The 26,406-nt window shown below is 58.2% G+C and carries 18 protein-coding genes and 2 pseudogenes; 10 read left to right on the forward strand and 10 right to left on the reverse strand.

Annotated features, from left to right (window positions below; all coding sequences use genetic code 11):
- Positions 1-325 precede the first annotated feature (325 nt).
- The 3 genes and pseudogenes from ABIA40_RS02250 to asnB all read left to right on the forward strand — a co-directional run bounded on the left by ABIA40_RS02250 (position 326) and on the right by asnB (position 3,891).
- On the forward strand, positions 326-937 hold the full coding sequence (locus ABIA40_RS02250) for a CDP-alcohol phosphatidyltransferase family protein (RefSeq protein WP_370157772.1): 612 nt from the start codon (positions 326-328) through the stop codon (positions 935-937).
- Positions 938-971: 34 nt separating this feature from the next.
- Positions 972-1,757: a formyltransferase family protein gene (locus ABIA40_RS02255; protein WP_370157773.1), complete on the forward strand. Its 786-nt coding sequence runs from the start codon at positions 972-974 to the stop codon at positions 1,755-1,757.
- A gap of 303 nt (positions 1,758-2,060) precedes the next feature.
- Positions 2,061-3,891: pseudogene (asnB, locus tag ABIA40_RS02260) on the forward strand (asparagine synthase (glutamine-hydrolyzing)).
- Positions 3,892-4,301: 410 nt separating this feature from the next.
- Here the strand turns inward: asnB and ABIA40_RS02265 are convergent.
- The 6 genes from ABIA40_RS02265 to ABIA40_RS02290 are packed head-to-tail and all read right to left on the reverse strand — an operon-like array spanning position 4,302 to position 10,310.
- Positions 4,302-5,033 (reverse strand): peptidase C39 family protein, encoded by a 732-nt coding sequence (locus ABIA40_RS02265; protein ID WP_404538781.1) that lies wholly within the window; start codon positions 5,031-5,033, stop codon positions 4,302-4,304.
- Positions 5,034-5,042: 9 nt separating this feature from the next.
- Positions 5,043-5,948, reverse strand: a complete 906-nt coding sequence (locus ABIA40_RS02270; RefSeq protein WP_404538784.1) for an ABC transporter permease — start codon at positions 5,946-5,948, stop codon at positions 5,043-5,045.
- Positions 5,949-6,884 carry an ABC transporter permease gene (locus tag ABIA40_RS02275; RefSeq protein ID WP_404538786.1) on the reverse strand — a complete coding sequence of 312 codons (936 nt, stop codon included), beginning with the start codon at positions 6,882-6,884 and terminating at the stop codon, positions 5,949-5,951.
- 7 nt (positions 6,885-6,891) lie between these two features.
- Complete coding sequence (locus ABIA40_RS02280) at positions 6,892-7,791, reverse strand: ABC transporter ATP-binding protein (RefSeq protein WP_404538789.1); 900 nt, start codon at positions 7,789-7,791, stop codon at positions 6,892-6,894.
- Entirely contained in the window at positions 7,792-8,922 is a 1,131-nt protein-coding gene (locus ABIA40_RS02285) for an ABC transporter ATP-binding protein (RefSeq protein WP_404538792.1), read from the reverse strand.
- Positions 8,865-10,310 carry an ABC transporter substrate-binding protein gene (locus tag ABIA40_RS02290; RefSeq protein WP_404538794.1) on the reverse strand — a complete coding sequence of 482 codons (1,446 nt, stop codon included), beginning with the start codon at positions 10,308-10,310 and terminating at the stop codon, positions 8,865-8,867. Before ABIA40_RS02290 ends, ABIA40_RS02285 begins: the two co-directional genes overlap by 58 nt.
- Positions 10,311-10,641: 331 nt before the next feature.
- Here ABIA40_RS02290 and ABIA40_RS02295 point away from each other — a divergent pair, with 331 nt between their 5' ends.
- Positions 10,642-12,141, forward strand: coding sequence for an alkaline phosphatase family protein (locus ABIA40_RS02295; RefSeq protein ID WP_404538797.1), 1,500 nt, complete (start codon positions 10,642-10,644; stop codon positions 12,139-12,141).
- A gap of 19 nt (positions 12,142-12,160) precedes the next feature.
- Positions 12,161-12,961, forward strand: a complete 801-nt coding sequence (gene phnF / locus ABIA40_RS02300; protein ID WP_404538800.1) for a phosphonate metabolism transcriptional regulator PhnF — start codon at positions 12,161-12,163, stop codon at positions 12,959-12,961.
- 270 nt (positions 12,962-13,231) lie between these two features.
- On the opposite strand, the gene ABIA40_RS02305 is transcribed toward phnF, so the two are convergent.
- Positions 13,232-14,005: a phosphocholine cytidylyltransferase family protein gene (locus ABIA40_RS02305; RefSeq protein ID WP_404538803.1), complete on the reverse strand. Its 774-nt coding sequence runs from the start codon at positions 14,003-14,005 to the stop codon at positions 13,232-13,234.
- A 325-nt stretch (positions 14,006-14,330) separates the two neighbouring features.
- Positions 14,331-15,188, reverse strand: a complete 858-nt coding sequence (gene aepX / locus ABIA40_RS02310) for a phosphoenolpyruvate mutase (protein WP_036031328.1) — start codon at positions 15,186-15,188, stop codon at positions 14,331-14,333.
- A gap of 605 nt (positions 15,189-15,793) precedes the next feature.
- Between aepX and ABIA40_RS02315 the strand changes: the two genes are divergently transcribed.
- Positions 15,794-15,967 (forward strand): helix-turn-helix transcriptional regulator, encoded by a 174-nt coding sequence (locus ABIA40_RS02315; RefSeq protein ID WP_404538805.1) that lies wholly within the window; start codon positions 15,794-15,796, stop codon positions 15,965-15,967.
- A 752-nt stretch (positions 15,968-16,719) separates the two neighbouring features.
- Here the strand turns inward: ABIA40_RS02315 and ABIA40_RS02320 are convergent.
- On the reverse strand, positions 16,720-17,040 hold the full coding sequence (locus ABIA40_RS02320) for a hypothetical protein (RefSeq protein ID WP_404538808.1): 321 nt from the start codon (positions 17,038-17,040) through the stop codon (positions 16,720-16,722).
- A gap of 422 nt (positions 17,041-17,462) precedes the next feature.
- Here ABIA40_RS02320 and ABIA40_RS02325 point away from each other — a divergent pair, with 422 nt between their 5' ends.
- The 4 genes and pseudogenes from ABIA40_RS02325 to ABIA40_RS02340 all read left to right on the forward strand — a co-directional run bounded on the left by ABIA40_RS02325 (position 17,463) and on the right by ABIA40_RS02340 (position 23,482).
- Positions 17,463-19,589 (forward strand): prolyl oligopeptidase family protein, encoded by a 2,127-nt coding sequence (locus tag ABIA40_RS02325; RefSeq protein WP_404538811.1) that lies wholly within the window; start codon positions 17,463-17,465, stop codon positions 19,587-19,589.
- A 987-nt stretch (positions 19,590-20,576) separates the two neighbouring features.
- Positions 20,577-20,951 carry a helix-turn-helix domain-containing protein gene (locus tag ABIA40_RS02330; RefSeq protein ID WP_404538813.1) on the forward strand — a complete coding sequence of 125 codons (375 nt, stop codon included), beginning with the start codon at positions 20,577-20,579 and terminating at the stop codon, positions 20,949-20,951.
- The gene (locus ABIA40_RS02335) at positions 20,926-22,215 is read left to right on the forward strand and encodes a type II toxin-antitoxin system HipA family toxin (RefSeq protein WP_404538816.1); all 1,290 of its coding nucleotides are present in this window, start codon (positions 20,926-20,928) and stop codon (positions 22,213-22,215) included. Before ABIA40_RS02330 ends, ABIA40_RS02335 begins: the two co-directional genes overlap by 26 nt.
- Before the next feature lie 61 nt (positions 22,216-22,276).
- A pseudogene (locus tag ABIA40_RS02340) lies at positions 22,277-23,482 on the forward strand (IS701 family transposase).
- Between the two features lie 204 nt (positions 23,483-23,686).
- Here the strand turns inward: ABIA40_RS02340 and ABIA40_RS02345 are convergent.
- Positions 23,687-25,879: a hypothetical protein gene (locus ABIA40_RS02345; RefSeq protein WP_404538819.1), complete on the reverse strand. Its 2,193-nt coding sequence runs from the start codon at positions 25,877-25,879 to the stop codon at positions 23,687-23,689.
- Positions 25,880-26,406: the final 527 nt, after the last annotated feature.

Here is a 26,406-nt window from a genome sequence, read left to right on the forward strand (position 1 = left end):
GATGCGGCTCACCTGAGCAAAAAGGGCTCTGTTTGCAGGACGAGGCAGGGAGTGCTCCTCGCGGTGACGGTGCTCTGGAGACTTTGAACTTCAGCCTGTATAGGAGAAGGGCCAAGCTAGCCGATGCTCGGACTCGTCTCGTCTCAGCTCCGCGCGACGGGAAGAGCGGCCGTCTTAGCTCGAGGAATCATTAAGCGCGCCTCCTAGAACTGGTAGTTTGCGGACTTGGTGGACCTCGCCCAACTTAAGCGTAGTTGCGGTACGTAAGCGGCCGCAAGGGCGTGATTGCGATCGCCTTCGGCAGAAACAACAATATCGAGGCCCGATGATCGCCTTCCTAGCTGACCGCGCAAACGCCGTTACTGCAGTGGGGATCCTCTGCTCTGGTGCAGCGATGGGGCTAGTAACGAGAGGACACCAGGAGGCGGGAATAGCGCTCGGACTCTGGGCCATTATCGCTGATGATGTGGATGGCGAAATTGCCCGGCGCACCAAGAATCGTACAGCGGCCACCAAAGCCATTGGTAAATCTCTCGATGCGTTCTCGGACCTCATCTTTGGATCAGTCATCCCGGCAACTGTCATCGCATCTTTCATCGATTTGCCAGCATCTGCGGTATTCACAGCCTTCATGATATTGATCGGGGCTCTTCGCCTGGCATATTTCGACTATTTCGGATTAGACGATCGCGGCTATTCGACCGGTCTACCTCTCTCCTACGCTCTGCCAGTGCTCGCGGCGATCTTGCTAATTGACCACACGATCGCGCCGCTTGAGTTGGGCATCGTTCTTCCTGCTGTCTTTGTACCTCTATCGCTGCTCCACATCGCCCCGTTCAAGGTCAAAGCCTCAGGCACTCTTGTGCATGTCATCACCATCTGCGTAGCGGTCACCGCGTCCGCCGGACTGCTGATTGCGAGTAGAACGGGCGCATAATCGGTGTGGCCTAGGACACGGATAAGGCTGAGAAATGTCGAGCTTAATTGATGGCGTGGTATTTGCCGGAACCAGGGGACTTGCGACCCGCTGTCTTCTGTTTGTCATCGAGACCTGCGGCAAAGACCACATCGCGGGCATTCTCGGCGCTTCCCGGTACGAGAAAACATGGTGGCGGCATGAAACCAGTGAGGAGCTTTGGCAAATCGCTGATCGCTTCGGGATACCGTTCTTCGAGTCGATAGACGATGTTCCTCCTCTCGGAGAATTTCTCGTCAGTGTCATGTGGAACAAGATCTTCCCTGCCCGAATCCTCGCAGGCTTTGAGCGAGGAGGCATCAATCTTCATCCAGGCCCGCTCCCTGAATATCGCGGCAGTTTTGCGCGGACGCATGCCATACTCAATGGCGAGAAGAGCTTCGCGGTGACTGTCCACGAGCTCTCGGAGCGAGTGGATAGGGGCGATATCATTGGCGAGTTGCAGTTCCCCGTCCTGCCTTCAGAGACAGCTCTTTCTTTGGATACCAGAGCCCAACGTTATGGCTACGCGCTCTTCTGCCAGGTGTGGCTGCGTTTGTTGGACGGGTCCTTCACTCGGCGCTCCCAAGACCAGTTGATCACTCAAGATAAGCGCAAGCCTTGCTTCTATCCCATGCGCATGATGACCGCACTTTTGGATTCGTCGGACGTTCCACGCAGCGCCGAAGAACTCGATCGGCTCTACCGCGCGCTATATCTTCCACCACGTATTGAGCCTCCGAAGTGGCTCGTGGAACGAGTCCTGACCAATGAGGTTCGGACGCTCATCCGTCGTGTTTAGCCTCAAAGGGTAAGGTTTGCTTGGCGCGCGGCGCGGCAGGTAATCCGGAATACTTGGATCGCGCTTTTCGATGAGGTCAATGAAGGCCAGTTTGTTGCCAGCACACCGCGGCTCCGAAACCTGACCGTGCTCTTAGCTCTGGAGGGCGTTTTTTGGAGCATCCAGCCTATCGAGAGGTGCCGGCGAGCCGGCGACCCGACCGCCTGGGCGTCGGCTTAGGACGCATGAGGAGGGCTAGCTGTGTGTGGAATTTGCGGATTCATTGGACGGATTACCGATAAGTCAGTGACCGAACGGAACCTCGTGCGTTGCGTTCAGAGGCTCGCCCACCGCGGACCCGACGCGAGTGGCAGTTGCGTGACGTCCTCGTTTGCCTTCGCGCATCGGAGGCTCTCTATCATCGATCCGGACCCTCGGTCGAATCAACCGTTCCTCGATGATGAGCTCGGCCTGACAGTCACTTACAATGGGGAGATCTACAATTATCGAGACCTAAGGCGGGACTTGCTCAGGCTCGGATACCGCTTTCGGACAGAGTCGGATACGGAGGTACTTTGCAAGTCATTTGCTTGTTGGGGGATTGATAGCGTCAAACGTCTGCGGGGAATGTTTGCTTTCGCAATATACGACCAAAAGACCGGCACAGCGTTCCTCGTCAGGGATCGGCTCGGAGTTAAGCCGTTGTACTACGCTTGCGCAGACAATGGAATTGTCTTTGCCTCACAGCCGTCAGCCATCCTGCATTGGCCGAGAGTCCGCTCAAAGCTCGATCCGGTCGGATTATCAAGCTTCCTCTCCTACCGTGCCGTCTTCGGCGAGAGGTCGCTGTTTGCAGATATTCGAAAGCTACAACCTGGCACCTGGCTGAAGATCACAGCGCAATCGCACGAGCATACGCGTTGGTGGGATCCTGCGCGCATCGATGATAATGGTGATTGCAGTTCTCTCGAAACGTTGATCGGCAGCGCCGTGAAGGAAAATTTGGCGGCCAACAGCCCAGTCGCCGCGCTGCTTTCCGGAGGGCTCGATTCCAGTGTCTTGGCCTTCGAGCTTTCAAGGCAATCTTCACACAAGCCGACATGCTTCACTGGCGTCGTATGCGATGATGAGTACGATGAAAGCCCCTATGCTGTCGAGGTCGCTAAATCCCTCAAGCTCGCCCACGTCTTGGTTCGGCTGCCCGGGGCAACGAGCCTGGATGTCGTTAAGCGCCTTACCGCATTACGTGGTCACCCCGTCGGCATGCATAACGAAGCGGCGATGTATTTGCTCGCGCAAGCGGTCGGCCCACTCTCACAAGGTTCTCCTGACCGGCGAGGGTGCCGACGAGATATTCCTGGGATATAGCCGGATCTTCAGATTGTCCTTCGACCTTCGCCGACAGACAGTGCTAGCCGCTTTGCCTGACGTCATTGGCCGCCCGGCGCGACGTCATATCGGCCTTCCCAAGTTCAAGGCGAGCGAATTTGACCTCTTTCTTGCGCGGTACACCTACTTTCCCCAAGCCGAGAAGCTGCAGCTGGGGACACCGGCATGGAGAAAGGACATTGTTCACGATGCGGATTTGATCAATTGGATGAATAACGCCTACCATTCAGGCGGCACCAGTCCGGTCGAGCGCATCAGGCAATTCTTTGTACGGCATCATCTGCCGGCGCTGCTGGAAATGGTCGACAACACCACAATGGCGGCCGGGGTGGAGTCTCGAGTGCCCTTCACAGACCATCGTATCGTTGCGTTGGCTCTGCGCATGCCGTTTTCAGAACATCTGCGTTGGAAGCATGCCTTCGCCCCGTTTCAGGCGGCCTTCACTTCGATTGACAGATTTAGCGAGACGCTTGACGTTTCCAAGGCCGCTCTGCGCTCGCTTTACAGAGATCGAATTCCCGCAAGCGTGATCACGAGAAAGAAGCTCGGGTTTCCGTTGCCGTTAGGTAAGTGGGCGGCAGACCAGAGCTCGGCGCCGTTTCGAGAGTTAATCTTCAAAGACTGTCCCGCGATCGCCGATTATCTCGATGTTGGCGCTCTCCGACGATGGTATGCACGCCACTCTCAAGCGGCCGACGATAGATTCGGAAAGCAACTCTGGTTGATCTGCAATCTAGAAGTTTTCCTTCGTGAACTATCTTCATAGATCTTTGTAGGATCGGGCGAAGGCAATCCGGAATTCCGTACCCATCAGCGGTAAGCCTCGAGCCGATCGGTACGGAGCGGGAGAATGCCAGAGGGCGAAATGGAGAATGTGTGGACGCGCCATCCTGCGATCCAGTTCGCATAAAGCGTTCTGAGGCAGCTGGAACGGCGGCGAACTAGACCTGATGCATTAAGACACGACTGAAGGTAGTCGACCATGATTGCGGCCTAACCCTTCTGCACCCGGAAAACGCACGTTAGACTAACGCCCCGTAGGAGTGCAGGGCCGGCCATCCTGATGGCTGGTTATGCTACTGGCGGACGCGGCGCGTACCGGCGCTGCCGACCGATGGCATCATTCGAATCAGCTGATAGTGGCTACGTTGGGCCTTTAGCGGCTACCAAAATACATCAGCGTTCGGGACCAGAAACACTCGGTGTGTCAGGCCGAAGTTGAGGGCTAGCAGGAATCCTGGGCAGCGGAAGCGCAACAGTCGCCATTTTTGGAAGTCCGGCAAGAATGACCGCCCTTTCCCGGTCGGGACCGAACTCCGTCATGCTGGCAAAGCTCTCGTGGTCGACGCGCGTGGCAGCATCTGCCTCGGCGGGATCTTTGAGAGGATCATTAAACAATACGTAATCGGCGTTGGCCCCGGTCACTACCACCCAATGAGTGATGGTTTTACCTTCGAACTCAATGCTGACCATCACGATGGGATACCACCCCACCGCCATCCATTTCGAGAGGTCGTCGGGGCTGTAAGTGCCAATATGGACAGGGATGCCGCGCTGGTATGCTTCGGCGAGATCTCGCTCCTGGAGAATCTGCATCACCTCCACCTCGCCGCCTTGTGATGCGCGAGACTGAAGAAAAAGCCCATCATGGCTCACGACTACGAGGGTTGCGAAGCCGCGGCGTTTGAGAGCTAATGCCAGACCAACCGGCCCGCAGCCGCCGTGAATGGTGGTTGCCTCGCGCCAGATCTCGAGCTCAGCTGTTTCATTCGGCTGATATCGCTGGTCCAGCGCGGACATGACCATCATCAGGGAAGATGGTCCACAAGTGAACTTCCTCTTTTGCCGATACAGAGGAACGTTCCTGACCATTTGATTTGTTGAGCTTTCGAAGTCGGGACGCGACATGATGGCACCTCAGATGGATGTGAAAGAAGCTGAGCGAGGTGTCATCTGGCGCAGCGACTCGCTGATTGCCATGAGGGCGATCGCTGTCGCTGCGATGACGAGGCCCGGCGCGAACGCGATCCACCATGCGGTCATCAAATAGTCTCTGCCGAATCCCACCATATTACCCAAGCTGGACATCGGCGGTTGTATCCCCAGTCCCAGAAAGCTCAGGGTGCTTTCCAGGAGAACCGTCTCGGTGAGCCCAAGGGTCATGCCGACCACGATGGTAGGTGCACAGGCAGGCAGAATATGCCTTGCGTAGATATGGACCCGCGAAGCATTGTAGGTCCGCGCCGCCGTTACATGGAGTCGATTGCGGGCAGTCAAAGCCAGTCCTCTCGCGATGCGGGCGTGGCGCTCCCAACCATGCAAGCCCACAAGACACACAAAGAGTGCCAGGGAATTGCCAAATATCGTTATGACAAGGAGTGCAGTGATCATGAACGGCACAGCAGCCTGCATATCGACAAGTGCCATAACCCCGTCATCGACCAGTCCGCCAAGCTCGGCAGCGAGAAAGCCCAATGAAACGCCGAGCAGCGTACTGATGAAGGTCCCGCCAGCCGCAACGAGCATGCTGATCTGGATCGAATATATCAAGCGTGCCAGCACGTCCCGGCCGAGCTCGTCGGTGCCCAACAAATGTTCCAGCGTGCCGCCGAAGAGCAGTGGTGGCGAAAGCCGTGCACCCAAGGAGATCTGTGCTGGATGATAGGGGGAGATCACCTGGGCCAGTGCGGCAATCAACAGACACCCGACGATCCATATGGAGGCACCATAGAATCCTATTTTTGGTAGCCTTTGCGGAACGCGCCCGTCTTTCGACGAACGAAAGACGCTCCAAGTCCAATCACGCGCCCAGACGGTACTCATCTATGTCTCCGAGGAGTTCGACCGCGGATCGAGCCAGGTGTAACCGAGATCGACGGCCAGGTTGGTCATGATCATCGCAGTGCCAGCAAGCAGGACAATTGCCTGGACCACTGGAATATCTCTGCTTCCGACGGATGTGACGAAGAGATTTCCGATACCGGGCCATGAGAAGACCGTCTCGACGACCGTCGAACCAGTTACCGCTCCGCCGATGAGTAGGCCAAGTATGGTCAGGATTGGCACCGCCGCATTGGGCAGTACGTGGTGGATCAATATCCGCGAGAACGGAATGCCGCGCACAAACGCAGCCAACACATGCGGGCTATCCAGCGATTCACGAACGGCCACGCGCGTGTAGCGAGCAAGCACGGCCGAGCTTGCGGCCCCCATGGTGACTGCCGGCAGAGCCAAGCTGCGCAAGCTTTCAGCCCCGCCGGTTGGCAACCAATTGAGCTGAATTGAGAACACCAGCATCAGGACGATTGCCAGGAAGAAGCTGGGAACGCACAATCCCACGAGGCTCGCGATCGTGCACGCACGGCCTATGAAGCTCGATGGAAACACCGCGGCAGCTATTCCTCCCGCAATGCCCGTGACCGCTGCCAACGTAAGCGCAGAGCAGGTGAGCATCAGCGTCAACGGAAGGTGGCTGAGGACGACACCGAGTGCATCCTGTCGGTAAACGTAAGAAACGCCTAAGCTGCCTCGGACGACGTTATGGAGATAGGCCAGGTATTGTACCAGGATGGGGCGGTCGAGCCCCAATTCGCCCGAGTATGCGGCGCGCATGTCGGCGCTCGCATCCGGCCCGAGTAAGACGGTTACGGGATCGCCCGCGCAGCGCATAAGAATGAATACACTCGTTACCATCAGAACAAGCGTGACAAGTGCGCGGGCAATTTTGCTCGCAAATACCTTCTGGGCTTTTCGCCTCATGCGGCTCTCACCTCTCCGCCGGCAAGCGCCGACGCCCTATTGGCTGCGAACAGGGTTTTGAAGATAATGCCATTTCAACGTCGAGTTCAGAATTGGGCACCGCCCTCAGCAGGGACTTCATGTAATCTGTCTTCGGATCGAGCAGTACCTGTTCGCGTGAACCGCTCTCAACGATGGTTCCGCGCTTTAGGACAGTGATCTCTGAGCAGAGATAAGCGACGGATCTGATGTCATGGCTGATGAATAAGAGGGAAAGACCCCGGCTCTCACGCAGATCAGACAGAAGGTTCAGAATCTGAGCTTGAACGGTCATGTCGAGTGCGGAGACGGGCTCGTCACAGATCAGAACTTCGGGATCGAGAATAAGCGCCCGCGCTATATTGACCCGCTGCGCTTGTCCGCCGCTTATCTGATGTGGCAGTTTGCCAAGGATCTCACCCGATAGGCCGACGGCGGAAATTGCTGCAGCGAGCCGAGCCTGACAACCGGAAGACTTCATTTTGAAGTTCACAAGCAGGGGCGCGATAATTTGTTTCCCGATCGGGGTGGCTGGGTTCAGTGCGTCGATAGGGTTCTGAAAGACAGGTTGGACACGGAGGCGGAACGCAGCCAATCGAGCCGGCGTTAGCAGCTCGCCATCGAAAAAGATCTGGCCCGCTTGTGGCGCTGTCAGCCCAAGCAGAAGCTTCGCAATTGTGCTTTTGCCACTGCCGGACTCCCCAATCAGCCCATGGGCTTCCCCACGACGGATGCTCATGTTGATCTTGGTCAGCCTGGCGCCGCCAAGGACCTCCGCAGTGGAGCGGCGAGCAGCCGGGTAACAAAAATCGATATTGCGCAGCTCGAGAATGGGCTCGGTGGACGGGGGCGGTGTGCGAACGGGAGGAGGCCCGATTGGCAACGTCATTCATGCCTCCAAGTTGTGGCATGCCACCACTTGTTGTGGAATGCCCTGCAAGGGGGGCCTTGTGTGTCGGCAAATCTCCATCGTTCCGGAGCACCGAGATGCGAAATTGCAGCCGGCCTGGCGCTGAGTAGGTTCAGGGAGGCTGCCCGCAGGGCTGTGCAGACGCCGAAGATGCCCTGAAAGCGGGGGCACGGCGGAGAATAGCGCGCGCGTATAGGGGTGCAGGGGAGTGCGACCGACAAGATCGGCGCCCCCGATTTCGACCAACTGGCCGGCGTAGAGAACGCCGATGCGATCCGACCGCTGCAGGGCAACGCCGAGGTCATGGGTCACAAAGAGGATTGCCATGTCTGAGCGGAGCCGTTCAAGCAAGTCAAGGATCTGCTTTTGCGTGGTTACGTCGAGAGCCGAGGTCGGCTCGTCTGCGATGAGAAGCTTCGGCTTCATCGCGAGCGCCATTGCAATCATGACGCGCTGATTCATTCCGCCAGACATTTCGTGCGGATATTTTCTCATCGTCTCTCTGGGGTCATCGATCCCCACATCGCAGAGCAGATTTGCAGCGCTTTCGCTCGCCTCTCGCTTGCTCAAGCCGCCAATCATCTGGACGGTCTCGCGAAGCTGGAATCCAATGCTCCGGACGGGGTTAAGATATAGACTTGGCTGTTGGTAGATCATCGCGCGCAGGCGCCTATCGACATCGGTAAGAGGCTTGCCTTCGATGTGAATGTCGCCGAGACATCTCAGCTCGGAACTTGCTACTCCCATGATGGTCGAACACAGGACGCTTTTTCCGCTGCCGCTTTCGCCGACAAGCGCGAAAAACTCACCTTTCCGCACCTCGAACCGAACGGCATCCAGGAGGCGCGTCTCGGGCCGGTCTGCAAGAACAACAGTCAATCCATCAATGCTCAGGAGCGGCGGGCTCCCAGCCGCAATCGCTGGGCGCCCGGCATTCCCGTGCTCAAAGGTTTGGACATAAGACGCTTCAAGTGCATGCGAAGTGGTTTGGTCCATGATTCCACCTTCCGAGCAGACAATATTCTTCTGCGTCTGGCCCAAGGCGTTCTCGGCTAGATGTTGATTGCGCCTGGCCGAAAATCCATCAAACCCGTCGGCGTCGGTGTCCACTTGATGTTGGCGCGCTTTCCGAAGAACTCGCCAAGCGAATGGAGCACCGTTCCTGGTGGATCAATCTCGTCGAATATGTCGAGCATCTCTTGATAGGCGGCTCGTCTTTCTACCGCATCCTGAGCCCTCAGCAAGATCGTCTCCAGCACGTTGAATCTGTCGTTGCGCCAATACCCACCCCTCTGAAAATTGCTTTGAGACCCCCAGCGCGAGACGAACGAGGCGGTGGGGTCGGGGTAGTATGTTCCATCGGACGAGTTGTTCACAGCGCGGCCCAGACGGTCTTCCACTTGGGACCAGTTCTCTTTCATTTGGATATCGACGTTAAGGCCGGCAGCCCTCCACATCGCTGCAATGGCTTGCGTTTCGATAAGCTCAGCCGTGTAGTAGTTGCCGACCGTTTTGAAAGGAATTGCTGCCCCGTTATAACCGGCTTCGGCAAGAAGTCGCTTGGCCTCTTCCGGATTGTACCGAGGGATTGGCCGGTCAGGATTGTAGAGAACGCCGTAAGCAGGATGTTGATGGGAGGGCGGCACACTTATGCGCTTGCGCCAAATACTATTGACAATGGTCTGCCGATCGATCGCAAGATTCATGGCGCGCCTTATGCGTGGATCCCGCAGCACATCGTTCGTGGTCGAATCATAGACCAACGTGCGGAAGGACATCGTGTCGCCTCCAACCACGTCCAAACGGTTGTCTGCCGCGAGGATATCGAACTGATCCGGCGCTACGGTTGTGACGATATCGAAGTCGCCGGCGCGAAGGCCGGCGACGCGTGCCGCCGGCTCCCGCACCATCCGAAACTCGATCCCCTTCAGCGGCGGCTTTCCACCCCAGTACCCATCGTGCGCCTCAAGGCGTATGTAGCGGTTTTCAACGGCCTCAACGACCCGGTAGGGCCCCGCCGCTATGGGAGCTCTGGCCCACTGATCAAACGTCGCCGCCTTCAGATAGGCCGATCTCGAGACGATGCCGGCTCCATAAGAGGTCAGGCGTTTGACAAAAACAGGATCGGGCGCCTTGGTGCTAAACTCGACAGTATGTCGACCGGTTGCCCGCACCGCGCTCATAGATGGAAAGCTGATTTGGCCAACGCCAAAACCCGGACTGTCCTTCGCGAGCATACGCTCTGCACCAAAAGTAAATGCGACGTCCTCTGCCGTTAGCTCTTCGCCATCGTGGAAGCGAGCGTCTTTCCGCAGAGACACGCGATATGTGGTGCTGTCGAGGGCTTCGATGCTTTCGGCCAACATCGGCCGAATCTGCCCGTTGTGCTGATAGTCGATTGCAAAGAGCTTGTCGTAAATACTCTCGAGTACCCGGAAGCTCACGAGCGCCGTTGCACGGGGATGGAGCGGATCGAGCTCGACCCGCAGATCCTGCATTGCAATCCGCAGTGCCGTTCGGCCAGCGTCTTGGGCAAAGACAGAGGTCGACGGGAGCAAGCTCAGCCCGCCGACAAATCTGAGAACCTCGCGTCGATTGCAAATATTCATTAGACATCCTTTATCGATGCGGAGCTCTGGACCACGTGCTCACGTTTGGGCCGGGCGGACTCGCACAATGTTTTTTCTGAGGGGCCGTTCGAGTACTGCGAGATATAATTCACAGCATGTGACACCATCATGACAGACCTAGGTGCCTAGGTAGCTCTGGACAAGCAGGCTGCCACTCCCGTAGGTTGAGGCTTCGGAATCGGAGCTGGAAGGTGGCCGAATGAAATTCGTAATTGTCGTGCTCGATGGCCTGCGCCCTGACCAGCTAGACGAAGCAGTCACGCCGAATCTCGCCGAGATGTCCAAAATCGGCCTTCGACTTGCCCGCCATACCTCATCTTTTCCCAGTGAGACGCGCGTTTCATCGGCCGCGCTGGCCACGGGGGCACATAGCTCGGCCCATGGAATCATCGGCAACCGTTTTTTGGCAAACGGTCGATCGATCGACGGATCTTCGCTCGCGGCCCTCGTGACCCTCGGCAGCGAACGCGGGGGCGTCCTCACCGCCACTACAATCGGAGAAGTCTTGGCGGCGCATGGCCGTGCGATGCTGTCGATCGGATCTCAGTCGCAGGGCTCTTTTGGTCTTTCGAGCTGGGGCAGTTGGCAGGCTGGTGCGCCGGCATTCTGGGTTCATGACCCATCGAAGTTCAGTAACAACGCGGCCGTTCGCCGGATTGCGTCATGCTTTCCGATGCTCCCTACCGACGAGCGGCCGGCGCGTGCTACCATTGAGCGTATCGTCGATCTATTCTTTTCATTTCTCACGAAAGCAGCGCTTCCGGAGGTCAGCCTGCTGTGGCTTTCGGAGCCGGACATTACATATCACATGTTCGGACTTCAGCATCCTACGGCCCGTGAGGTGCTCCACGAGGTCGATCGGCAATTTGGGCGCATTTTCGCTTGGTGGAGCGAGAAAGGAGAGCGAGAGGGAGTACAGCTTATTGCTGCATCCGATCACGGGCACGCCATCATTGGAGAAAAGGTCTCCGTATTGAACCACCTGCAGCGGTCGGGATTCAAGGTCGGATACGAGCTTACGCCCGACGTAGACGCCGCAATAACCGCTCAAAGGGTTGTCAACATTTGGGTCCGGGACAGAGAAGGCCGTCTTCTGACAGAGATGTATCACAGCCTTTCCGAGGAGCCATGGTTTGGCGTGGCTTTCTCACGTAAGGCCGCTGATGGGTCTCCACTTGTCGCCAACACCCTCCCGCTTTCGGCTGTCATGGCCGAACACCAGCGAAGCGCGGATCTGTCGTTTGTTCTCGCCGATTGCAGCGCGGCCAATCGGAACGCTCCGCCCGACGCCGTGTACTACGATGGAGCCTATCCGATCGGCGTTGGCATGCACGGCGGGCTTTCGGCGAACGAGCTGTCTTCATTATGCATCCTTGCTGGCAATGGCTTTAAAACCGGAGTTGCTGCTGTCCCAACCAGCATCGTTGACCTGGTACCGACGATCCTTTCCAGCTTGAGACTGCCGCTACCCTCGACTGTGCAGGGCCGTATCATTGATGAAGCTTTGCAAGATCGCGAGGACGCAAGCCAGTATGATGTCGAAGATGCGAGCGTCTCAGTTGCCTCTTCAGCTCGCCGGGCAACTGTCTTCCGGGAGCGTTACGGACAGCGTCTTTATCTGAGGGGAGCGGCCGTAACGCGGCTGGCGCAACCGAAGAACGGTAGACCTGACGCTAATCCGACGCAGTTGAACACCTGAACCACGGACCATTTGCCCTATGTATCAAGGAAAGCGCTGGGAATTTGTTCGATCGAACATCGAAGAAGCTATTGCGTCGAGCCGATTTCGGCCAGGCGAAAAGCTTCCGAACGACGTCGAGCTTGCTCTCAAATATGGTGTCAACCGGCACACCGTAAGATACGCCATTCGGAGACTTGAGCAGGAAGGATTGCTTCGTGTCGAGCAGGGGAGAGGCACCTTCGTTGTCGAACATCCAACAACCTATCTTCTCTCCCCTCAAACCCGGCTGACCGATAATCTCATCTCGCAAGGCCGCTTGGCACGTCGTAAGATCCTGTCTGCTGCAACGGTACCGGCAGACGAGCGGTTGGCCGGCTACCTCGACTTGCAGGCCGGTGACGATGTGCTGCGCATCGACACGCTGAGTTACCAAGACGAGATCCCGATCGTCATCGCGCATAGCTACTTTCCGGCGAAACGCACTCCCGGACTGCTGGACAAATTCTCTGGCACCAACTCGATCTCGACAGCTCTCAGGCGCATCGGAATTGACGACTACTCGCAGCAATGGGTTACGATAAGTGCGCGTCTGCCTTCCGCTCAGGAGGCGCGCCTGCTTGAAATGTCCACTTCGGCGCCGGTCTTCGTCAAAGAGAGCCTTGATTGCTCCGGCCGTGTTCCGATCAAATTTGGCGAGAATGTACTTTGCGCACCAAGAATCAGCTTCAGATTCGACTTCAAAGAGATTAGTTCCGCGGAGCAGTCGCTTGCAGGAAAGTCTCGATCCGGAAAAGCGCAAGCGAGCAAATCGAAATCATCTGCCTCCCTCAAGGTCTAGGTCTCGTCCCATTCCCGCGGTCAAAGCGGCTGGGCGCAAAATGACTGTTTCGCTACCACCTCATCGCTTGGGATGTGTTTTCACATTGTATGCCGGAACGAGCGCTTGCGTTCTGCTAAGACAATGGGCGCCGCTTTGATTGCGGCCTCCGTCAAGCTTACGGTTCTTGGCCGTTCTGACCCGCCCGGCCTCAGAGGCTGCCGCGAATGTCGAAGAGGCGCAGCGACAAACCTTCCGTGACCGTCTTGAACTTCACCCTGGGCGATAGGATCAAACGTAGTCGGCTTCTGCGAAGATGCGCTCGGCGGTACGCAGATCTTCCGCGTCATCGATTTCGTACCACCTGAGCCCGTCGCATCTCACCGCAGCAAGCAGCAAGCCTCGTGTTTCCACGAGATAGGAAAGAAGCTCTTCGGTGTAGGCCTGGGTAGCTCCGGCCCTGATCATATCGTCTAGGGCCGGAATGACCTCTGTCCGCAGAGTAGACGCGGACAGCCGTAACAGATTTATCGTCTTGTAGAGAGGGGGGCCACCCGCGATTAGATCTCGCGCTGTTTGCTTCAAGCGAAATTCTGAAATGAAGCCAAGATCGGACAACAGGACCGCCGATCCCTGCATCAGCTCATGGAAGGGAGCGACAGCAGCAGCGTTGGGCGCTTCAGTGATGATCAGCTGCCGCAATACATCTTCCTCGAAGAAGACGTCGCCCTCAAGAACGAAGTAATCTCCGGAAAGGAGTGCGTCACGCGCCAGCCATAGCGAATAGGCGCTCCCAGTACGGTCGTAAGCGGAGGATTCGACGTAGTCAATCGTAACACTGCCAAAGCGGCTGCCGCAGGCCTCTTGGATCGCCTCTTTGCGATAACCCACGACAATCGTTACGTGTTCCACGCCAACACAGCCAAGATTATGTAGGGCGTTGTGCAGGATGGGGGTGCCATGGATTTGGACTAGAGGTTTTGGGCTTAGCTCCGTGAGCGGCCGTAGACGAGAGCCCGCTCCAGCGGCAAGAATGAGAGCATGCTTGGGAACATTCACAGGCATTTCAATTCGCTTTCTTCATCCCGCCTATCGTTCTGCAAGCATCCTGAGCGCCTCTGTTAAGTGTCAGGTGCCGCAGACTTGTGAGACCACCCCAGAGCTTGAAAGAGGCAGGCATGAATCGTGGTCGGCGTATACACTTGCATCAGCCGCTGTGTGTCCGTTCTTGAGCCGCAGGCAAAGCTGTTTTGCCATGTCGAGAGCCTCTCCAGGAGTTTTACGTCGCTGACAGTTCTGTGACACTGAGCGGGACCGACGAAAGGTGAGGGGACTCATCGGCAGATTTTGAACAAAGGAAGCTTCAGGTGACAAACCCTGCTGCCATGGACTAGCGGGGCTGCAGATATTGCTTTTCGGCCACGGCGAGTTCGTCATACCTCAGGAGCTCGAATATCTCGCTGAGCGGTGCGATCTGAGGCTCAATGCTCGCAACGCTCTCTTGAGCTGCGATACTATCGCAGGCGCGCCGCATTGCAGCTGCCGCAGCTCGCATGGAGTGGTTGGCCCAAACCACTGTGGAGATGCGCGCATCCCGATAGGCTGAGACTGGCGTTCGATAGTATGTGGTCGGAACGATCACGACAGGTAGCCGGTTGCGCCACTCGGTGACGAACGAAAGTATCTCGTCCGCGGTACTCTTTCGCGAGTGAATCAAGATAGCATCGGCTCCCGCGTCGGCATAAGCGTGAGCACGCAAGATAGCTTCGTTCAATCCGTGCCCGGCGATCAGCGCCTCGATCCTGGCCACGAGAACAAGAGTTTCGGCGACTGCATCCTTTACAGCCCGCAGACGACCGGAGAATTCATCGATATCGGCGAGCGGATGCCGCTCACCAATGAGCGAGTTCAGCTTCGGGAAGCAGCTGTCCTCAAGCGAGACGCCTGCTGCGCCAGCCTGACCAAGTTTGCGTGCGAGCAGGCGAGCATTGTTGAAATTGCCGAAGCCGCCATCCCCATCAACGAGCACAGGTAGCTCTGTCGAGTCCACTATGCGCTCGACGCTCTGGACGAGCTGGCTCCATGAAGCTTCATTGGCATCACGATAGCCCAGGGAGCTGGCAATCGACAGACCAGACGCCCAGAGCCCCTTGAACCCTGACCGCTGTGCGATTGTGGCGGATAGGCCATCATGCGCTTCCATCAGAAACGAGAGCTCATCATTCGAGCAGACCTGGACATGAAGCATTTCGGCAGGCAACGGCCGCGCGCATTGATGACCTGCGGTGGGCCGAACGGCTTGTGGTTGATACTGCATGCCTAAATCCCGTAAGCCGACCTAGATTGCCACCAATGTCACTGCTCATATCGCTTCGGCGTGATGCCGCTCAATGACCAGCATTGGTAGTTTATCGGGACCGCAAAGGCTTGCATGATCGCCATAGAAGGCGCGCCGAACGCAAAGCTTTCGCTATGGGTTGATTGGCCTCGCGCCTAAGGCTGGAAAGAAGGGCTTGGATGCAAAATGAATGACCTGGGTTCGCGAGCCCGTGCTACTCCCCGAGAGGGAATTCCCACACTCCTTCGGGGGAGGAGTGCTTAGGGAAAGCGTAATATCCGGCTCACATAGATTTAGACGCAAATATCGACAGCCACGCTTGTCGTAATGCCGCCGTCGGATTGACGACAATGTCGAAAGCCCGTCGATAGGGCTACAGCAGGATGGCAGCCTCGTGCGAATGCAACGGCAATCGCCGACGAACTTGTCCTGCCTCGCCGATACTTTGCAGGCGCCACTGAGTGGTATGGCATTTGCTGATGGCATTCCTGTTCTCTCGACTCCAGGAGAAAATCATGGCGGATGTGAAAAAGGGTGTGCTGTCGGAACGAGAAAAACAGTGCTTGCGATGGATCGAGCAGGGGAAGTCATCCTGGGAGATCGCAGTCGTCCTGAACGTGAGCGAGAACACCGTCAATTTTCATGTCAAGAATGCGATGCGAAAGCTGGAAACGTCCAGCCGGACTTAGTGCGTCGTCAAAGCGCGACGTCAGGGTATTATCTAAGATAACGGCATCGGTTCCGTTGCCCCTAATGCAAATATGGCGAAGTGTTAGGCGCGACTTTGGGTTGCTCCGGCGGAATGTGAAGCAAATTACGCGCCCGCAGCTGTTTATGAAGGGTGTGCTTCTATTTCGTCGCCGATCGTCACGGGGCGCCGTGGACCACCAGGGGAGGTCAGATCGCGGCGCAAAACGCTCTTGAAAGCTCGAGGGTCTGTCGGATCCCTGTGTTAACGTTCTCATCGATCCGTCCCCGTGCTGCGGACGCGGCGGTCGGATGCGTGTCCCAATTGGGAGGCGGTCGTAGCGGTTTAGGTACTAAAGTCGTTGTCATCGGAAAGGCTGTGTAGACAGCCTAGGCCGGGCACGAAGACTGCAATAATAGTCCGTGAACCGATTTTCGAAAGCGTGCTGCTGTTAGAAATTGCCCCATACTCTAGCGCTCTGCGCGCTACCAAGTGCGGGCAATCCTCACGAAGCGTAGCTGGCTCTATGAGCGACCTCTTCGCTGACCTCCAATGCGAATGTTCGGTTCTTCCGATGATGTAGCGGATTCGAGATAAGCTAAACATGTTTGCGGCGGAAGCCGCGATCCGGGTATCTCTGGAAAGGCAGGTGACTCCGAAGTCAAGCTGACTTGAGTTGGACCACGACCAGAGGGCGCCATCAATGATGTGCAAAGTTGCAGTATCCACGGGGAGGCGAGGTGTGCAACGCGACTACAATCGTTGCGCAATGTAGAGCTCATATGCATTCTCTGCGAGGTGGATACGACAGGTGCGCAGAATTGCTGCTGATGATTTCGCCATTTTGTTGCGCAGTAGAACCTGATCTGGTGCTTGTATGTTGTTTGTTGGCTCAATCCCAAGACGTGTTGCAGCGTAGGTCGTTTCTTGGGCATTTTTACTCTCACGTCCCGAGCGCAATTCTCCCGGCAGTCTGTTAACGAATCGAGTTGTCGGCGTGACTTCGTGTGTTGCGCAAGGAAAAAGCTCCTCCAACTCGGCAATGCTTGCAGCCGACGGGTCGGAGATCGCCATGCATACCACCCTTAGCATGATGTCGATCTGGCTGCTGATCAATGCGCTGATCGTTGTGCTGATGATGCCCGTCGACAAGTCTGCCCGGTGACGCCAACAGGAGAACCTCGGATGCGGAGGTAAGCACCATCGCTGCGTCCCAGTCTTGCCACTGAAGATCGAAAAATGCTGGCGCTGTCTCACAGGCTGTCCGCCGACACGCTGTGATGTCCGCTTGGCAACCAATGGCGGCAACGGAACACGGTCGTGCAGCCCCCGAACGGCTGAAACTTGCGACTCCTTAGCCGGCACGCAGCTTGCACTAAGCGGCGCATGACATAGCGCAGGCCGCGCTATGTCATGCGCTTCCATGGTTTCCGCCGCGTCTGCTTGACGCGCCAGGGCCGGCCAGCGTGGCCCGCCGATCTTATCGAGAAAAGTCCATGAACACGCCACCACTCTTCTCCGCGGTGTTGCCTTCGATTGCTTGCGCCACGTCCACGGCGCTTTCACAGGAGCGAACGGATGCCGCCGTAACTGACGACCCATTCCTTTGGCTCGAGGAGATGGAAGGGCGAGGCGCGTTGGCTTGGGCTCGCGGCGAGAACGAGAAGACGCTCGGAGTGCTTCAGTCAGATCCTCGCTATCGGCGCTTCTACGAGCAGGCGCTCTCCATCCTGCAGGCCAAAGATCGGATCGCAGATGTTCCATTCGAAGGGGGCGGTTTGGAGCAGTTCTGGCGGGACGAGAATCAGGTGCGCGGCGTCTGGCGGCGCACCACGCGTGAGAGCGATCGTAGCCAAGACCCAAAGTGGGAAACCATCCTCGACGTGGACGCCTTGGCCGCCGCCGAAAACAGAAATTGGGTCTTTCAAGGTCACAGCTGCCTTCCGCCTGAAGAGCGCCGTTGCCTGATTAGTCTTTCCGATGGCGGAAAGGATGCCGTGTCCATACGAGAGTTCGATCGCGCCGCCAAGACCTTCGTCGCGGACGGCTTTCATCTCCCCGAGGGCAAGCAGGACGTCAGCTGGGTCGATGGTGACACCCTCCTTGTTGCACGGGACTGGGGCGAGGGGACTTTGACGCAAGCCGGCTACGCTTTTGTGGTGAAGGAGCTCAAACGTGCTCAGCCGCTCAGTGAGGCTCGTGAGATCTTTCGGGGCGAGCCCACCGACGTTGGGGCGTCCCCCTTCGTGCTTCGTGACAGCGAGGGTCATATTCATGCGACCGGCGCCGCCCGCGCAATCAGCTCTGTCGAGTCCGAGTATGTGGTCTTCCGCCCCGATGGGCCCGTCAAGCTCAATCTACCGAAGAAGGCCGAGATCGCCACGCTCGCGTGCGGCCGCCTGCTTGTGAAACTTGATGAGGACTGGTCACCGTCCGCGGGCATCTGCTTCACGGCCGGCTCGATGATCTCGTATGACCTCGATGAATGGAAACAGGATCCGTTGCGCGCCAGACCATCGCTCGTCTTTCAGCCGGGGCCCCGGCAGGCACTGAGCGAGTTCACTCACACAAGGAACTTTTTGATTCTGATGATCCTTGAGAACGTTCAGAGTAAAGCGTTCCTCTACAAGTACGATCAGGGAGCTTGGTCCGCGACACCGATTCCGCTGCCGGAAGATACAAATGTCAGCCTGTCAGCCACCTACGATGAAGCCGACCGGGTCATATTCACCGTCTCGAGCTATCTCAGACCAACCTCAGTTTGGTCTTTTGATGCCGAACGCAAAAGCTTGGAGGAATTGAAGAAGGCACCCTCTGCCTTCGATGCGTCGAACCATGTCGTGGAGCAGCTCGAGGCCATTTCGCGTGATGGCACGTCAATTCCCTATTTTCTGGTGCGGCCCAAAAACGCAAGGTTTGACGGCACGATCCCGACACTTCTCCATGGCTATGGCGGTTTCCAGGAGTCGCAACTGCCGTCTGATCTGGGACCGATGGGGCGGCTATGGCTCGAACAGGGCAATGCCTATGTCGTTGCGAACCTGCGCGGGGGCGGTGAGTTTGGTCCACAATGGCACCAAGCGGCCCAGGCGGCAACGAAGCAGACGACATGGGATGATTTCATTGCCGTTGCCGATGACCTGATCCGTCGGAAGATCACTAGTCCGCGCCAGCTGGGCGCGATTGGCGGCAGCCAGGGCGGCTTGCTCGTTGGCGCCGCGATCACCCAGCGTCCCGATCTCTTCAACGCGGCGATCATCGAGGTGCCGCTATTCGACATGCTTCGATACACCAAGCTGGGCGCGGGCGCCTCCTGGATCGGCGAGTACGGTGACCCCGCCATTGCCGAGCAGCGTGCGTGGATCGAAGGCTACTCGCCATACCAGAAGCTGGTGGCGGGCAAGACCTATCCCGCTCCCTTAATTCTTACCTCCACCAAGGACGACCGCACGCATCCAGCGCACGGCCGCAAAGCTGCCGCGAAGCTCGCCGCGCTGGGCCAGCCTTACTTCTATTACGAGAACATCGACGGCGGACATAGCGCCGCGGCCAATCTCGTGGAAGATGCGCGTCAACTCGCCCTTGAATACACCTATGCATCGAGGCGGCTTTGTTCTGAGTAAGTTCGGCGGACGGGCTGATCGAAGTCGATATCTAGAGACCATTGATTATCTCAACTCCTCACATTGCTCATCTGAATTCATGGAACGCAAGGCGAGAGAGCTGATGAGGGTGGTCGGCTCGATGAAGCTCGTCAGATGCGCAAATTACCGGTCTGAACAGCTTCCGCCGCTGGCGAGCGGATTTCCTGGCGTCCCAAGCACAACATGACGAGCTGGAAGTAAGTTGCCAGATGGGCTTCCTTGACTGAGAATTGTCAATCCGCGCCATGCCTGCATTGAGCTACGTGAAGTGCCCTGATAAACCATCTATTTCTCGTACGGTGAAGTCGCTACGCAAGCGGTCACGGATGCGACCAATTGCTTATTCCTCCGCGCAGTCGCCGTCAGAGGCCGCGGCGACGCAGGAACGGCAGATCCAATCGACGAACAGCGTGACGCAGCAGTCGCCTCGGCTGCCACCCCGGCTGCGAAGCGCGCGCGGCACTTAACTCAGGTAAAGTGCTATCGTTCTCACGCAGCATAGACCCAAATCGACAGCGATTGTTGATGGCCTGGAATGATTGTCTTTCCGCGGTGAGAAAGCGTTCGCGCAGGGTTGCACAATATTGTCGGCCAACTGCACGGGCGGGCGGTATGACCCCGACACATTTCGCGATCGTCAAAACTTCTATTAGGATGCTACTCATTCGCCGAACGTGAGGAGGTCGCCACATCGAGTGGACGCCAAGGACCATGTTTCGCTCGACGGATGAGCGGGGATTCCCTCCCGTCGTCATCGATTTCCAAAGAACCGAGTTGGTGTTGGCAGCAGAATTCCCCATCGGTAACTTTCCGGGTCGCCCAACCGGCTTTTGGCTTAAAAGTTCCCGTTCGGTAACCTTTTTGCCCGTATCGGAACTGCGTAGAGAAATCCCGCTCGGTAACTTTTCGCTGGACATTCCCGTTTCAGCTCATAAAATTCCCGATCGGTAACTGACGAGGGGAGCTATGAACACGCCTCCAAAGGGTACTCCCCCCTCATGGGGAAAGGACGCTCCTGGCGAGACCGGTGTCGCGCGCCAAGCCGCCGAGTTCGCTGCAGCATTCGGTCGCCTCATCCAGGCAGAACGCAAACGCCAGGGCCTCCGGCAGGACGAGCTGGCCATGGTGAGCGGGACAGGAAAGCGCTTCATCGTTGACCTCGAGGCCGGAAAAAGCACCTGTCAGCTCGGGCGCAGCCTGCACGTGGCAAACGTGCTCGGGCTGCGCATCGAGGATGTTCTCAAGGACGCCCAAGCCCGCCGCGCGAACACTTCCGAAACACCGGACATTCCCGAGAGCGACGAGGAGGAGCCTGATGGACCGTCTTCCGGTCTACTTTGAGACGCGAGAGGTCGGCTGGATCACGACCGCTGACGAAGCGTCAGGCTTCACCTATGCCGAATCCTGGCGCGGGCTGACCGGTGCCTTCCCTGTGTCGCTCACCATGCCGCTCTCGCGGGCGTCCCACGATGCCTCGGCAATTCTGCCATGGGCGGCAAATCTGCTGCCGGAGAACGCAACTCTCGGGATCGTAGGTCATATGCTCGGCAAGTCGCCGGCCGATGTCATCGGTCTTCTTGCCGAGATGGGCCGCGACACCGCCGGCGCGCTCTCCGTCGGACAGCCTGGCACCGGGCTGATCGCCGGAAAATGGCGAGAGATCCCCGACAAGGCCGCGCTCGAGCGCATCCTCAATGAGCTACCCCACAAGCCCCTCCTCGTCGGCGAAAATGGCGTGTCGATGTCGCTTGCCGGTGTGCAGACGAAGCTCGCCGTCGCTCTGGATGGCGACACCCTGTACATACCGATCGACGGCGCGCCATCGACCCACATCATCAAGCCCGATGGCGAGCGCTTGCCTGGCGCCGTTCAGAACGAGGCATTCTGCCTGACGCTCGCGCGCATGATCGGAATCCCGACGCCAAAGGTGACGACAGGGAGGGCAGGCGAACGTAGCTACCTACTGGTTGAGCGCTATGACCGCCGTCATGACGGCAAGAGGTGGCGGCGGCTGCATCAGGAGGACTTCTGCCAAGCCCTGGGCCGACCGCCAGCTGCCAAGTACCAGAACAACGATAGAGGCCTAAAAGGACCATCATTGGCCGACATGGTCGGCGTGACCCAGCGCCACATGACAGCACAGGAGACCGCCCGCTTCGTCGATCTTGCCATCTTCAATCCAATGGTGTGGAACACGGATTCCCACGCCAAAAATTACTCGCTGATGCTATCGGCGCGCGGCGCCGCCATGGCGCCAGGCTACGACATCGTCTGTGCGGCGCCATATCCGAAGATCACACGCAACATGGCGCAGAAGATCGGCGGGCAGAAGCAGGCTGATCAGCTTGGACGCAACCACTGGGAGCGCTTCGCCATCGACTGCAAGCTCTCTCCAACACAGACGATCCGCCGCGTCTCCGAGATTGCTCAGGCCGTGACGCACCATGCAATGGCGGCCAAGGCCGAGGTCGAAGCCATGCCTGCCGGCGGCGATCCCGTCCTGGACACTGTCGTGGAGGCGGTGATTTCGCGCGCGCGCGGCTACCTAGAGCGCCTGAAGCAAACGGAGCCAGCGCCGAAAGGCGCAGCAGCCCTATCGCCCTAGCATTACAGTTGCTATTTTCGGTGAGTTCTGAATCCATGGGTAGGACCATGTTCGGAATCTGATGATTGGCGGCGCGTCGGTTGAAGATACGCTGACGCTGTGGGCTTCCTCGTTGCGAGATGCCAAGCAACGCATCCGTCCGCTGTTTACGCAGGAGCGGGTGGCGGCCGCGGCGTGGCGGTTTCTCGACGGACTGTTGGGTAACGAGCCGCACAAGACGGGTTGGATGCGGGCTGAAGCGGCCGGCGATCCAGGCCCGTGGCGCCAGCAGGCGATCCTGGGTCGGGGGCAGTGGGATGCCGACGCGCTGCGCGACATTGTGCGTGAGTACGCGCTGGAAACGCTTGCCGATGAGGACGCGGTTCTGGTTATCGATAAGACCGGGTTTTTAAAACAGGACAAGGCATCGTGCCGCGTCGCACGCCAGTACACTGGCTCGGCGGGCAAGATCACCAATTGCCAGATCGGAGTGTTCGCCTCCAATGTGTCGCGGCATGGCCATGCCTTTATCGATCGCACGCTCTACCTGCCGGAGGAATGGACGGACGCCCCCGCTCGCCTGAAGGCACCGCATGTACCGAGCGATGTGGACTTTGCGACCAAGCCCAAGATCGCGCGTCGAATGATCGCTCGTGCGATCGCCGCAAAGGCGCCGTTCTCGTTCGTGGCGGCGGACAGCCTGTATGGCACGGGCGAGATCGAAACCCTGCTGCGCGAGGCGGGCAAAGGCTATGTTCTGGGTGTTGCTTCCAATCACGTGCTCCGTTCCTGGGGCAAGCCGCAGCCTGCCGCCGGCACCGCCTCCGCGATCGCGCAGAGCCTTCCCAAGAAGGCCTGGCGCGGCCTGTCATCCGGCGAAGGGACCAAAGGTCCGCGCTGGCACGACTCGCCTATCTCGAGTTGGGCCGATCTCGACGTCAGTGAATACAACGACGACCTTGCCGGGGAATGGACGCGGGGTCTTCTGATCCGCCGCAACACCGCCTACGGCAGCTCGGCCTTCTTCTCCAGTTGGTGCCCCAAGGGCACCTCCATGCAGAAGCTGGTGTCGGTAGAAGGCCATCGCTAGCCCATCGAGGACAGCTTCGAAACCGCCAAGAACGAGCTCGGCCTTGATCACAACGAAAGCTGCTCCTGGCATGGCTAGCATCGCCATGTCTCACTCGTCATGCTAGCCTTCGCCATGATGGCCGTCATCCGTCATCGGGCCAATGCTGAGCCAGCGCTCAAAAAAACGCGACGCCGGCGCACCAAACATCGTTCCTGATCCGCTGGTCGATCCAGGAAATCCGTCGCATCGCTATCAAGCTCGCTCAACGGCGCATCTCGATCGACCGTGTTCTCGCATCCTCTGGAGGCGAGCTCACCAGGCCGACGCTCGCCGCGCTCACCTCAGACGAAAAATGCAACTGTAATGCTAACTTAGATGAGCCCAGAGCCTCTCTTCGCGAAAAGCCTAATCAGTCTCAAATTATCTGACGTCGGACAGGTTGCCAACTGCGTTGTTCAACAAGGACCTACAGAATGCAGGCGTGAGCTTGCCGCGATGGATCACGACGTTTTCGTGCCCCATCGCGGCTCGCGCGCTCTGCCAGTGCCGATTGTAGCCGCGCTGTTCATTGGATTTCACATGGCAAGCGGCGAATTCGGCGTCAGCCGCCGTCGCCAACTGCCACGCATGTACCGGCCGCTTCGTATGGATGTGCACCCACATCGGATTCGCCGCCGCACCGTTGCGCAGCGCCTTGGGCCGCAGCTTAATCTCGAACAGCGTCCCCGGATCGCCGCTCAACGCGCGCGGAGGATCCGGAGGCTCCAACTCCCCGGCCGCCCGCAACTGTTCAAGGTATTTCTGCGAGGGAAAGCCATAGCTCTTCATGCAATCGATCATGATCGCGGCTCTTTGCCTCTTCAATGAGTTTGCCTGTCCCTGCACCTCGGAATACATCGTCTTCAGCCGGACTATCTTGTCGTGCACTTCGGGCACTTGCGCGGGCGTGAGCAAGCCACTTCGACGAGGCTCCTCCACCGCGGCTACACAGGCTTCGATCTCGGCGGCCTGTCTGTGGAGGCGCTCGACGACGATGTTTAGGACGTGGTCGGCGTCCTCGGGTTTCATCTGACGCGCTTGCGAGACGGCGCTTTGCTGAGCGGGCAGATCGAACTGCAAAAGTTCGTCCAATCGCTTGAGCATTCCCGTCAGCGCTTCTCTGGAGGGCGGAGCCTGCCACATCATCAGGTTTCCGCTCGCCGACGATGACGCCCGCGCGCGGGCCTCCTCCGCGCTCGTGAGTTTCTTTGTACCCAGATCCGAGAGTACGATAACCTTGCGTGTTGAGCCCGTGCCAGCGTCGGACCCGGCGAGCTGCGGCTCAGCGCCCCCAGCTGTCGAACTCCCCTCGCCTGCGGCCGCTGCGCGCCTGCCTTTGCCCTTCCTGCGCGCTGCAGTGCCTTCGCCCACCCCGGCAGTATGTTCCGGCAGCACAGCCCAAGCCGGCGGTTCAATCGTGGCTGGCGTCTTTGGCTGAAGTGCCAGCAGCCGCATGACTTCGTCCGCTGTAAGCCACGCACCTTCCACTATCTGATCCAGCAATTCTAACGGAAGATCGGCTCCCGCGCCGGCGTCCGTCAGGCTGGCAACCATGCCGCTTACTCCTGACGCAAATTCCGAAAGCCGCTCCATGACTCCTTCCAGAACGTCACGGTGCTCAGCGTCAAGCGGCGCTCCGTTGCGGTTCATCACGGCCTCGGCCGTCGAGGCGAATGCCGGAACAACATCCTCGATGAAGGTCCCGAGCAGACGCACCCGCCCGTCTCCATCGATAAGGGCGTCTCTGACGGCTGGTCCCAACCTGCTCGCTAGGGAGAGCTGCGCGAGAGTGATCTGCGATTCCAGATACTTGTACTTCGTATTGAGTGCATAGCCGGTATGCAGTCGTAGCGCGGCCTCTTCGGACTTCCGCAACTCGGGCGTGCTGCTTGGTAGGTCGGCAGTAGCCGCGCAGACGGATTGCATCCGCTCCGAGCGCAATGCCCTCTTTCTCCACCACTCCATGCAGTGCTCATAGTAGGGCTCCACGCCTGAAAGCACGCGGTTCAGCTGGTCAGGCGAAGCGGTGCGGATGATCCTGCCGAGCAGGGCTGCCGCTTTGTGTCTGCTCTTCTCCAGGTCATCGAAAATCGTAGCAGCCACGGCGTTACCTTCGTCGGCCGCGCTCAGCGTCTCATCGCGGAGCTGGCGAGCCCGATCGTCGGGCAGAATGCGCCTCGCCAAACCTGGGGGCAGAGCAGCGTAGTAGTCCAGAACTGCTGAGCCTGCCTTGACGACTTGATCGATCAGCTCTTGCCTCTCGGACAAGGTCCGGCCGCCCGTGGCTGCCCTACGACAGGTGTTAAAGTCCTCAAGCAGGCTGCCCAACGTTCGCTTTGCTGCCTTAACCTCATCTCTTGTTGGCGCCGCCACATCCGAAGTTGGTTGCCGGTTCACGAGCGGCGCGGTTCTATCTTGAGGCCCGGAGCGCATCCGCTCCACGACGGCCTCGAAAGATTGACTGCGTTCCCCAGAGACGAGGCCGAACTCCAGGCTCGAACTGCTCGATACCCCAGTGCTGTCGGCTCCTGCAGCTTCAACGTACGATTTGCCAGCTCGGCCGATGCCCGTCATATTTATCTCCGATAGAAGAGTCGAGAATGCGCAGCCTTCCTGGCTAAACCGCTTCGCTGACGAGTAGCTGACCAAGAGCCTTTTCCCCGATGCACAAGCCCATGTCGCCTCGGGTCCACTTCCATCGCAGCTGCTGTGCTGCTGAAGACAGCGATGCCGGCATAACCGCCTCAGCTGCGGGATCATCACGTGCAGTACATGACCGCAGCCTGAAGCGCGAATTTTTCGCGAGTGCGCTGGGGGCAGCACACCGTCACTCGACAGCCTTGCATTGGGGGTTCATTTTTCCTCTGGAAATTGCGCGCGATCGGCGCAGCAATGGGCGCGCGGACGTTTCGGGCGAAAAATTCGTACGCGGGACATCGGCGCATAATCTAGTGTCCTAAACCAGAAGTTCATGGCGTTTTAGGCCTTGGCTGATTGTGAGCGCAGAAGCGTTCGATGGAGGCTGAGAATGTCGTCAGCTGATTTGGTCCATCGGAATGTGCTCGGGTCGGCGTTGTGCTGTTCGATGAAGGACGTGATCT

Source organism: Bradyrhizobium sp. USDA 223 (genome assembly GCF_044909005.1).
GTDB classification, from domain to species: Bacteria; Pseudomonadota; Alphaproteobacteria; order Rhizobiales; family Xanthobacteraceae; genus Bradyrhizobium; species Bradyrhizobium yuanmingense.

Coding starts and splice junctions, on each gene's coding strand:
- ABIA40_RS02315 (WP_404538805.1), top strand. CDS start 15,794: ATGGCGGATGTGAAAAAGGGTGTGCTGTCGGAACGAGAAAAACAGTGC.
- ABIA40_RS02280 (WP_404538789.1), bottom strand. CDS start 7,791: ATGACGTTGCCAATCGGGCCTCCTCCCGTTCGCACACCGCCCCCGTCC.
- ABIA40_RS02250 (WP_370157772.1), top strand. CDS start 326: ATGATCGCCTTCCTAGCTGACCGCGCAAACGCCGTTACTGCAGTGGGG.
- ABIA40_RS02330 (WP_404538813.1), top strand. CDS start 20,577: ATGAACACGCCTCCAAAGGGTACTCCCCCCTCATGGGGAAAGGACGCT.
- ABIA40_RS02325 (WP_404538811.1), top strand. CDS start 17,463: ATGAACACGCCACCACTCTTCTCCGCGGTGTTGCCTTCGATTGCTTGC.
- phnF (WP_404538800.1), top strand. CDS start 12,161: ATGTATCAAGGAAAGCGCTGGGAATTTGTTCGATCGAACATCGAAGAA.
- ABIA40_RS02255 (WP_370157773.1), top strand. CDS start 972: ATGTCGAGCTTAATTGATGGCGTGGTATTTGCCGGAACCAGGGGACTT.
- ABIA40_RS02295 (WP_404538797.1), top strand. CDS start 10,642: ATGAAATTCGTAATTGTCGTGCTCGATGGCCTGCGCCCTGACCAGCTA.
- aepX (WP_036031328.1), bottom strand. CDS start 15,188: ATGCTTCATGTCCAGGTCTGCTCGAATGATGAGCTCTCGTTTCTGATG.
- ABIA40_RS02320 (WP_404538808.1), bottom strand. CDS start 17,040: ATGGCGATCTCCGACCCGTCGGCTGCAAGCATTGCCGAGTTGGAGGAG.
- ABIA40_RS02265 (WP_404538781.1), bottom strand. CDS start 5,033: ATGTCGCGTCCCGACTTCGAAAGCTCAACAAATCAAATGGTCAGGAAC.
- ABIA40_RS02305 (WP_404538803.1), bottom strand. CDS start 14,005: ATGCCTGTGAATGTTCCCAAGCATGCTCTCATTCTTGCCGCTGGAGCG.
- ABIA40_RS02270 (WP_404538784.1), bottom strand. CDS start 5,948: ATGAGTACCGTCTGGGCGCGTGATTGGACTTGGAGCGTCTTTCGTTCG.
- ABIA40_RS02345 (WP_404538819.1), bottom strand. CDS start 25,879: ATGACGGGCATCGGCCGAGCTGGCAAATCGTACGTTGAAGCTGCAGGA.
- ABIA40_RS02290 (WP_404538794.1), bottom strand. CDS start 10,310: ATGCAGGATCTGCGGGTCGAGCTCGATCCGCTCCATCCCCGTGCAACG.
- ABIA40_RS02275 (WP_404538786.1), bottom strand. CDS start 6,884: ATGAGGCGAAAAGCCCAGAAGGTATTTGCGAGCAAAATTGCCCGCGCA.
- ABIA40_RS02335 (WP_404538816.1), top strand. CDS start 20,926: ATGGACCGTCTTCCGGTCTACTTTGAGACGCGAGAGGTCGGCTGGATC.